The sequence below is a fragment of the Actinoplanes rectilineatus genome (assembly GCF_000962825.1).
Lineage (GTDB): Bacteria > Actinomycetota > Actinomycetes > Mycobacteriales > Micromonosporaceae > Actinoplanes > Actinoplanes rectilineatus.
In genome coordinates this window covers 1-7,722 of record NZ_JZKF01000162.1, presented here as the reverse complement: position 1 = coordinate 7,722, position 7,722 = coordinate 1, and the positions used below count along the sequence as shown (strand labels likewise).

6 protein-coding genes are annotated in these 7,722 nt (G+C 71.2%); 3 read left to right on the top strand and 3 right to left on the bottom strand.

The genetic code is table 11. The features are described from left to right. Together WH85_RS45380 and WH85_RS45375 are read right to left on the bottom strand one after the other, a co-directional pair. Positions 1–1,620: hypothetical protein (locus tag WH85_RS45380; RefSeq protein ID WP_045748432.1), on the bottom strand; the 1,620-nt coding region annotated here is incomplete at its 3' end. Between the two features lie 154 nt (positions 1,621–1,774). Continuing rightward, entirely contained in the window at positions 1,775–2,359 is a 585-nt protein-coding gene (locus WH85_RS45375; RefSeq protein ID WP_045748431.1) for a TetR/AcrR family transcriptional regulator, read from the bottom strand. A gap of 131 nt (positions 2,360–2,490) precedes the next feature. Here WH85_RS45375 and WH85_RS45370 point away from each other — a divergent pair, with 131 nt between their 5' ends. After that, positions 2,491–4,707: a glycoside hydrolase family 3 C-terminal domain-containing protein gene (locus WH85_RS45370; RefSeq protein ID WP_045748430.1), complete on the top strand. Its 2,217-nt coding sequence runs from the start codon at positions 2,491–2,493 to the stop codon at positions 4,705–4,707. Between the two features lie 46 nt (positions 4,708–4,753). Here WH85_RS45370 and WH85_RS45365 read toward each other — a convergent pair whose 3' ends face one another. Beyond that, a complete protein-coding gene (locus WH85_RS45365; RefSeq protein WP_045748429.1) occupies positions 4,754–5,128 on the bottom strand; it encodes a response regulator transcription factor in 375 nt (124 codons plus the stop codon). A 168-nt stretch (positions 5,129–5,296) separates the two neighbouring features. On the opposite strand from WH85_RS45365, the gene WH85_RS45360 reads away from it, so the two are divergent. Together WH85_RS45360 and WH85_RS45355 are read left to right on the top strand one after the other, a co-directional pair. Then, positions 5,297–5,560 carry a hypothetical protein gene (locus tag WH85_RS45360; RefSeq protein WP_045748428.1) on the top strand — a complete coding sequence of 88 codons (264 nt, stop codon included), beginning with the start codon at positions 5,297–5,299 and terminating at the stop codon, positions 5,558–5,560. A 157-nt stretch (positions 5,561–5,717) separates the two neighbouring features. Continuing rightward, positions 5,718–7,616 carry an anthranilate synthase family protein gene (locus WH85_RS45355; RefSeq protein ID WP_045748427.1) on the top strand — a complete coding sequence of 633 codons (1,899 nt, stop codon included), beginning with the start codon at positions 5,718–5,720 and terminating at the stop codon, positions 7,614–7,616. Positions 7,617–7,722: the final 106 nt, after the last annotated feature.

Sequence of the window (7,722 nt, the reverse complement as noted above, 5' to 3'; positions counted from 1 at the left end):
GAACGGCGTCGTCGTCGGGTTCGGCTTCACCACCGTGATCGCCGCGGTCACCGGCGAGGCACCGGGGGCCGACGCCGGGGTCACCGAGGTCCAGGTCGTTCCGCCGTCGACGGTGTACTCGTACCCGTCGAAGGCCGGATCCCCGAGGTCCGCCGGCGGGGTGAACGACAGGGTCGCACCGTTCCAGGTCGCCGTGGCGCTCAGGGCGGTCGGCGCACCCGGCTTGCGCGGGGGTTCGATCCACGTCGGCGTGAAGGCGTCGGAATTCGACGCATCGCTCTCACCGACCGCGTTCCTGGCCCGCACCTCGACCGCGAACGGCGTGGTCGACGGGTTCGGTTCGGTCACGATGATGGTCGCGGTCACCGGCGACACACCGGCGCTGGACGTCGGTGTCAGCGCCGTCCACGTCGTCCCGGCATCGACCGTGTACTCGTACCCGTCGAGCACCACGTTGCCGGTGAACACCGGCGGGGTGAAGGAGAGGTCGGCGCCGTTCCAGGTCGCCACGGCGGTCAGCCCGGTCGGCGCGTCCGGTTTCAGATACCGGGTGAGCAGCGCCAGGTGGTGGGTCGCCTGGTCGGCGATGAAGGTACGCCCGTCCGCGTCCGACGACAGGCCCACGATCTGGCCGTACTCGGCGTCGGCGGCCGGCAGGCTCGTCGACGGGGGTGTCCCCGCGGCACCGCCGGACACCACCGCCGGCGTGGCGCCGGCCGGGAGGTCGACCTGCGTGATCTTCAGGTTGGTGTCGGTGGCCACCAGCAGCGCGCCGGCCCTGGTGTCGTGGCTGATCGCACCGGTCGGCGCGACGCCGGCCATCACGTCGAGCGTGCCGCTGGACACCCGGTAGAGGGCCGTGTTGGTGGAGTCCGTGATGTAGACGGCCCCGGCGGCGTTGTCCGCCACCAGTCCGGCCGGCGTCCCGACCGGAGTGTTCTTCGCCATGCTGCCGTCGGCGCCGAGGAGGTCGCTGCCGTCACCGGCGAAGACGTCGAGGTCGGTGCCGTCGAGCTCGAACACGTACCCCTGGTTCTTCGCCGCGATGTAGAGCACGTCGGCGGGGCCCACCGCGAGCGCGCTCGGCTCGACCGGGGTCCCGGTCGCCGGCACCGGAGCGCCGAACATCGAGCCCAACCCGCTCGTGCTGCCGTCGCCCGCGACGACCTCCAGGTCCTTGGTCAGGTGGTCGACCTTGAGCACCACGTGATTGCTGTCGTCGGCGATGAAGAGGTTGCCGGCGCTGTCGAGCGCCAATCCGGTCAGCAACGTCCCCAACTGGCTGTCCGTCGCCGGAACCGCAGGGGTGACCATCCCGGGACCTGCCGTGGTGCCGGCGTAGCGGGCGATCGTCTTGTCGGTGCCGATCCTGTAGACGACGCCGGTGTCGCTCGCCACGAACACCGAGCCGTCCGGGGCGACCACGGTCGCGGTCGGGCCCGGCAACGGAGAGCCGACAGCCGGATCACCGTCGACCGGCGCGGTGGCCGTTCCGTCACCCGCGTAGACGATCACGTCGTCGGCCGGTGCCACCGCGTACGCGGCGGACGGCATCACGACGACGCCGGCGCCCGCCACCGGGGCCGCCACCGCCAGGGCGACCGCCGTGCTGAGGCCCATCCTCCCTCGTGTTCTCTTCGGGACTTTTCCGACACTGCGCGCATTCATACCGGTTAGCTCCTCGGCGTTGAGGCTCATCGGTCATCCGCATGACGCGGCATGACCCATGCCGCCTTATCGGCCGCGCAGCCGACCCGATAAGAAGCCCGGAGCGTCAGCCGAGATCGGCGAGGAGTGGCCCGGCCAGGGCGTCCCAGGTGGCCACCAGGTCGATGCCGGAGGGGTCGCGCAGCCACTGGATCTGCAGGCCGTCCATCAGCGCCATCACCTGCCGGGCCAGCATCGCCGGGGCCGGGTGGCGGTTCTCGGCCAGGCCGGCGAAGGCGGCCAGGGTCTGCTCCTGGCGTTTGCGGAAGTAGGCGTGCGCGGGGTGGCCGGGTGCCAGCGACTCCGCTTCCAGGACGGCGAACAGGCGGACGATCTCGGGCTGTTCGGCGTTGCGCCGGACCAGGGCGGCGCAGGTCTGGGCCAGGGTGAACCGGTCGGCCGGGGCGCCCAGCCGGGACAGCAGGGACCGCTGGTCCTGTTCGTCGCGGTACTCGAGGACGGCGACGAGCAGGCTGTCCTTGGAACCCATGTGGTGCAGCAGGCCGGGAACGGTCAGGCCGCAGCCGTCCGCGACGTCCTGCATCGACAGGCCCCAGAAGCCGCGTTCGGCGATCAGGCGCGTGGTGACGTCGAGGATCTGGCGGCGGCGCTCGGCGGCGGGGAGACGGACGCGGTCGCGGCGGAGGGACACAGGTAGTTCCTATCAGCAGCCTATTGCCGGGTGGGCGACGGCGGGTTTATGTTTCCGAGTAGTTAATACCTAGTAGGTACTCAGTAAGCGTAAACCCGTGCGGCCGGCCCGCCTGAAGGAAGGATCGGACCATGTCCTCCGAACTCACCACCGCGGAACAGGCGGCGATCACCAGCGGCTCCGACTTCTGGCACACCACCGGCGTCGTGCCGGCCGGCCTGCCGCCGCTGACCCTGACCGACGGCCCGCACGGCGTCCGCATGCAGGCCGAGGGCGACGACCTGCTCGCCGGCGTCCCGGCCACCTGTTTCCCGCCCGCCGTCGCCAGCGCCTCCACCTGGGACCCGGACCTGCTGCGCCGGATGGGCGAGGCCCTCGGCGACGAGTGCCGCGCCCAGGACGTCGCCGTGCTCCTCGGCCCGGGCGTCAACCTCAAGCGCAGCCCGCTCGGCGGCCGCAACTTCGAATACTTCTCCGAGGACCCGATCCTCACCGGCGTGCTCGCCACCGAATGGGTCCGCGGCATCCAGAGCAGGGGCGTCGGCGCGTCGCTCAAGCACTTCGCGGTCAACAGCCAGGAGACCGACCGGATGCGGGTCAGCGCCGACATCGACGAGCGCACCCTGCGGGAGATGTACCTGCGGGCCTTCCAGCGGGTGGTCACCCGGGCGCAGCCGTGGACGGTCATGTGCGCCTACAACAAGATCAATGGGGTGTACGCCAGCGAGCACCACTGGCTGCTCACCGAGGTGCTGCGCGGCGAGTGGGGCTTCGAGGGCCTGGTCGTCTCCGACTGGGGCGCGGTCGTCGACCGGGTCCGGGCGATCGCCGCCGGGCTCGACCTGACCATGCCGGGGCCGGACGAGTCCGGCGACCGGCAACTGGTCGCCGCGGTCGAGGACGGGACGCTCGACCCGCAACTGCTGGAGGTCGCGGCGGAGCGCGTACGCGCGATGATCCTGAAGGCCGGGAAGCGCCCGGCCGGAACCTACGACGCCGAGGCACACCACGCGCTGGCCCGGGAGATCGCCGGACGGGCGATCGTGCTGCTCAAGAACGACGGTGACCTCCTGCCGCTGGCCGGTGAGGGCGTCTCGATCGCGGTGCTCGGCGAGTTCGCCCGGACCCCGCGCTACCAGGGCGGCGGCAGCTCGCAGATCACGCCCACCCGGCTCGACGACGCGCTCACCCAGATCACCGCGTCGACCAGCGCGACCGTCACGTTCGCGCCCGGCTACACCGTCGACGACAACGGCCCGGACGAGGCCCTGATCGCCGACGCCGTCACCGCGGCCCGCTCCGCCGACGTGGCCGTGGTCTTCGTCGGCAGCGTGCACGAGACCGAGGGCGCCGACCGGGCCTCCCTCGACCTGCCGCCCGCCCAGCTCGCCCTGATCGAGCGGGTCGCCGCCGTCAACCCGAAGACCGTCGTGGTGCTCTCCAACGGCGCGGTCATCGCCACCAAGCCGTGGGACGAGAACGTCCCGGCCCTGGTCGAGGGCTGGCTGCTCGGTCAGGCCGGTGGCAGCGCGCTCGCCGACGTGCTGTTCGGCCGGGTCAACCCGTCCGGGCGGCTCGCCGAGACGATCCCGGTCACGATCACCGACCACCCGTCGTACCTGGACTTCCCGGGCGAGCACGGCCATGTGCGGTACGGCGAGGGACTGCACGTCGGGTACCGCGGCTTCGACGCGCAGGAGCGGGCGGTGGCGTACCCGTTCGGTTTCGGGCTCTCCTACACCACCTTCGCGTACGGGACCGCCACCGTGACCGTGACCGACGCCGGCATCGAGGTGCGGATCCCGGTGACCAACAGCGGCGACCGGGACGGCCGTGAGGTCGTCCAGGCGTACGTCAGCCTGCCCGGTTCGACGGTGCGGCGCGCCCCGCGCGAGCTGAAGGCGTTCGCCAGCGTCGCCATCGCGGCCGGCGAGACCACCGAGGTGACCCTGACCATCGAGCGGGCCGACCTGGCCTACTGGGACATCCGGCTGAACAGCTGGATCGTCGAGGGCGGCGACTACACGGTCGCGGTCGGCGCGTCCTCGCGGGACCTGCGTTCCACGGTGACCGCCACGGTGGCCGGCGACCCGGCCCGGGTGCCGCTGACCGTCGACTCCAGCGTCGGCGAGTGGATGGCCGACCCGCGCGGCGCCGAGCTGCTCGGTGCGGCGTTCGCCGAGGCCAACGAGGCCAGCGGCGGCGACAACGTGATGGCGGCGATGACCGCCAGCCCGGAGATGCTGATGATGCTGGGCAGTCTGCCGCTGAGCCGGATGGCGATGTTCCCGGGCAGCCCGCTGCGCGACGACCAGCTGGACAAGCTGGTCGCGTCCGCGAACGACTGATCGAGAAAAGGGCGCTCCGGATGTCCGGAGCGCCCTCTGCCGAGTTCTATGCCCGCGTCTTGCTGAGTAACGCCTGGATCCGGGAGACCAGCTCCCGCGGACTGAACGGCTTCGTCACGTAGTCGTCCGCGCCGGCACTGAACCCGCCCTCGACGTCCTGCTCCTGCACCCGGGCGGTCAGCATGATGATCAGCATGCCGGCGGTGGACGGGTCGGCCCGTAGTGCCCGGCACACGTCGATACCGGAGAGGCCGGGCATGGAGACGTCGAGCACCGCGAGTTGCGGGTGGTGCTCGCGGGCGGTGTCCACGGCGGCCTGACCGTCCCCGACGGTGATGACCTCCAGCCCGGCCTGCTCCAGTTTGAACGCGACGAGGTCACGGATGTCGGCGTCGTCGTCGGCCACCAGGACCGTCGTCACGGCAGCTCCCCCCGGATCAGACTTATCTCTCGGATAGGACAATATCTCGATAAATCCGTTTCTGGGCGCAATGCGGCTCCCCGCTACCGATCGGCAACCAGTCCGCCCCCGGAAGCACAGCCCCCGACCAGTGTGCTGGAAACCAGCAGCAAGCAGGGAGGGAACACGATGACGGCCGAGACGGTACGCACCGAGGCACTGTTCGCCTCCCACCTGCAGCGATCCGAACACCCCAACGCCACCACGGTCCGCGCCGCGGTCACCGCCACCGTGGACCGGCTCGGCGAGAGCGGCTGCGCCGAGCTGGTGGCCCAGGAATTCGGCGAACATCCGGACTGCGCGATGAACCGGATGCTCTGGGCACGCGCAGCCGTCCGGGACGCTTTCTCCCGTACGGATGAAGGCCTGGCGCCTGACCCGCGACGGCCGTAAGCTGGCCGCCATGCGCGCTCATCTGACCATGATGTGGTGGCCCGCCTGACCGGCGGCCATCTCCCTCGCGCGTGACACACCACCGCGGCCGCCTCCCCGAGGCGGCCGTTCTCCATGTCCGGGCCTCGGCAGGCGCCGCCGAACCCGGAGGACACCCATGCAGCCCTTCGCCCTGCTGCACCGCGACGGCGCCGACCACGTCGAAGTACTGGCCGGCACCGTCGTCACCGTCGACACACTCGCCGCGATCCCCCTCGAACCCGGCCGGCCCGTCCTCGCCGTCGTGCCCTACCGGCAGATCACCGAACGCGGTTTCGACTGCGTCGACGACGGCGCACCCATGGAATGCCTCCTGGTGGAAAGCATCCGCCACGAGCCGCTCAGCGCCTTCCCACCCGGCGAACTGACCCTGCGTGACGGCGGCTTCGACCTGTCCGACACCGAGTACGGCGACCTGGTCACCCGGGTCCTGGACGAGGAGATCGGCCACGGCGAAGGCGCCAACTTCGTCATCCACCGCACCTACCGCGCCGTCGTCGACGGCGACCCGGTCGCCGCCGCCCGCGCCGCCTTCGGCCGCCTCCTCGCCGCCGAACAGGGCACATACTGGACATTCCTGGTGCACACCGGGGCCCGTACGCTGGTCGGCGCCACCCCCGAACGGCACGTCAGCGTCGACGGCGGCGTCACCATGATGAACCCGATCAGCGGCACCTTCCGGCACGGCTCCGGCACCCTCGAGGACTTCCTGCGCGACCGCAAGGAGATCGAGGAACTCCACATGGTCCTCGACGAGGAACTGAAGATGATGGCGACGGTCGCCGACCACGGCGGCCAGGTCGCCGGGCCCTACCTGAAACAGATGGCGCACCTGACCCACACCGAATACCTGCTGGCCGGACAGGGCACCCTGGACGTGCGGGATGTACTACGCGAGACCATGTTCGCCCCGACCGTCACCGGCAGCCCCATCGAGAACGCCTGCCGCGTCATCGCCCGCCACGAACGCCGCGGACGACGCTACTACGCGGGCGTACTGGCCCTGCTCGACCACGACGACGCGGGCGACCAGACCCTCGACGCGCCGATCCTGATCCGCACCGCGGAGATCACCCCCGACGGCGCCCTGCGGGTCCCGGTCGGCGCCACCCTGGTCCGGCACTCCACCCCGGCAGGGGAGGTCGCCGAAACCCACACCAAGGCGGCGGGCATGCTGGCCGCGCTGGGTGCCATCCCCTCCGCCCCTTCCCGTGTACGCGTGAGCACACAGCCCCCGTCACCCGCGGTCCAGGCGCTGCTCACCGCCCGCAACGAGGGTCTCGCCCGTTTCTGGCTCGACTCCCGCTCCCCGGGCACACTGACCGAACCCGCCCTGGCCGGCCGGTCCGCCGTGATCGTCGACGGCGAGGACACGTTCACCGCCATGCTGGCCCACCAGCTCCGGGCCCTGGGCCTGACCGTGACAATCATCCCGTGGACCGCCCCGGTCCCCGACGCCGACCTGGTGGTGGTGGGCCCCGGCCCCGGCGACCCGGCCGACCCGTCATCGCCGAAGATGGCCGCCCTGCGCGCCCTCGTCCGCACCCTGCTGGACGAGAAGAAGCCCCTGTTCGCCGTCTGCCTCGGCCACCAGATCCTCGCCGCCACCCTGGGCCTGCCCCTGATCCGCCGCGACTCCCCCTATCAGGGGCTGGCCCGAGACGTCCCGCTGTTCGGCACCACCCGCCGGGTGGGCTTCTACTCCTCCTTCGCCGCGGCCTCCCCCACCGCCACCACACCTCCCGCCACCACACCTCCCACCGCCGCGCTACCCGCCGCCGCACTTCCCGTCGGCAAATCTCCTGTGGCGGCATCTCCTGTTCTTGCGGGGTCACACCCCGGCCTGGAGATCGCCGCCGACCCGGCAGACGGCCTGGTCCACGCACTTCGGGGCCCAGGTTTCGCCGGAGTCCAGTTCCACCCCGAATCAGTCCTGAGCCGAGACGGAATCGACGTCCTGCGCGAACTTCTCCCTCCTCTGCTGACTTCCGTGGTTAGTCCGTCCATAAGCGGGTAGCGAAATAGACGTCGGTGGTCCAAGGCGATCGAGAGCCTCTCCTTGGACCACCGACCCACTTCCCACCCCGTCCGCCGCATCCCGCGCTCACGCACCCCGCACCCCG

Excerpts from the sequence above, each read along its gene's own strand:
- WH85_RS45355 (WP_045748427.1), top strand. The coding sequence starts at position 5,718 with ATGCAGCCCTTCGCCCTGCTGCACCGCGACGGCGCCGACCACGTCGAA.
- WH85_RS45360 (WP_045748428.1), top strand. The coding sequence starts at position 5,297 with ATGACGGCCGAGACGGTACGCACCGAGGCACTGTTCGCCTCCCACCTG.
- WH85_RS45370 (WP_045748430.1), top strand. The coding sequence starts at position 2,491 with ATGTCCTCCGAACTCACCACCGCGGAACAGGCGGCGATCACCAGCGGC.